The organism is Ulvibacter sp. 2305UL32-6 (assembly GCF_058148545.1).
The window spans coordinates 1-1,298 of record NZ_JBYVKA010000033.1 but is presented as its reverse complement, the minus strand read 5'-3'; the positions used below and the strand labels follow the sequence as shown (position 1 = coordinate 1,298).

Genomic DNA, 1,298 nt, shown 5'->3' with positions numbered 1-1,298 from the left:
GCACAATTTGACCAAACCACAATCTGAACAAAAAAATAAAAAATATGACCTTAAATGAATTAGGAACAAAACTCAGCGAAATGTATAACAATGCACCAAAAGGAGATGCAGTTGCTATGATACACTTGTTCGGAATTAAATACTCAAATGAAATAAAGGAAAGTGAGTATTCAAAAAAAGATATTATTAGACAATCTGGAATTTCAGCATCTTATTTGACTGAATTGACTAAAGGAGTGAAATTGGCTGAATATGTAATTGCGAAAAAATAATCGAATGGACAAAATCTATATTCGTTCAAAACACTTCACTTACGACGAATTACAAACCGTTATCAAACAATTAAAAGAACTTAATTACGAATGGATTGCGGATTTAGATTATATCGGAAGTAGTGACTCTGAAGAGATAGATGTGACTTTTTCACTTTTAAAAGATGACTTAGGAGAGTTTCTTTCAGTCATATTTAGTTGCGGATATTTCTATGCGTTCGAAAGATAAAAACTGGTCTATTAAATGCACAGAGAAGAATTAAAGGATGACTTTTCAGGAATACGAATTGAGCTAGTTGACTTAAATACGTCTACTTACTTTTATGTCACTAAAGCAAATAGATTTCAATACATTTTTCAAAAAACAACACGTAGATTTATAATTGAAGAATTCACATCATTAAGGTATTTAGAGAACGGAATAATTTTACACCTAACAAAACTTGACGATGAAAAAGCTGAATATTCATTTCAAGCAATTTTAAAGAAACTGAATAAATTACCTGTTGACCAAAAAAATTTAAAATTACTAACCAAGAAAATAAAACAATACCGACAGAAAATCAACTTTTTAAAAAATGAGCATAGAAATATTCGAATTGCTCATTTAAACACATTGGAATATCCCGAAATAGATGATTTCTTGCACTTTGAGAAAAAATTAAAACCACTGATTTTAGAAGCAAATGAAATTGGAGACTTTTTATTTAATAAAAAATTAGGCTATAAATTCAGACTTGGTTCTTTAGAGGGACACTTGGACTATAGAAAACCATTAGAAAAAATGGAAATTGACTTTAAAAGTACGGATGGATTTTAAAAAACTGTGCCCAACAATGTATATAACCAATGGCTAAGTGGGTTAATTGAATTTGAATTCCTACTTTTTATTGTAAATTTATCAAAACCGAATAAACCAGTTAACGGCTTCGCCGTGGCTGCTGAATCGCACGCGTCGACGCCGCCGCCAGCTTTTGCTCCGCAAAACTTTTTGAGCCACGGCTTGCCAAGGTTCGCCACTGGTCA

4 protein-coding genes are annotated in these 1,298 nt (G+C 31.7%); all 4 read left to right on the top strand.

The genetic code is table 11. The features are described from left to right. Positions 1 to 44: 44 nt before the first annotated feature. Positions 45 to 272: an HTH-like domain-containing protein gene (locus tag ACY2RU_RS17545; RefSeq protein WP_490139783.1), complete on the top strand. Its 228-nt coding sequence runs from the start codon at positions 45 to 47 to the stop codon at positions 270 to 272. Between the two features lie 4 nt (positions 273 to 276). Next, positions 277 to 501, top strand: coding sequence for a hypothetical protein (locus ACY2RU_RS17540; RefSeq protein ID WP_490139782.1), 225 nt, complete (start codon positions 277 to 279; stop codon positions 499 to 501). 15 nt (positions 502 to 516) lie between these two features. Next, positions 517 to 1,092 carry a hypothetical protein gene (locus ACY2RU_RS17535; protein ID WP_490139781.1) on the top strand — a complete coding sequence of 192 codons (576 nt, stop codon included), beginning with the start codon at positions 517 to 519 and terminating at the stop codon, positions 1,090 to 1,092. 6 nt (positions 1,093 to 1,098) lie between these two features. Further along, positions 1,099 to 1,298 (top strand): hypothetical protein (locus ACY2RU_RS17530; protein ID WP_490139780.1); only part of this gene is annotated, 200 nt, incomplete at its 3' end.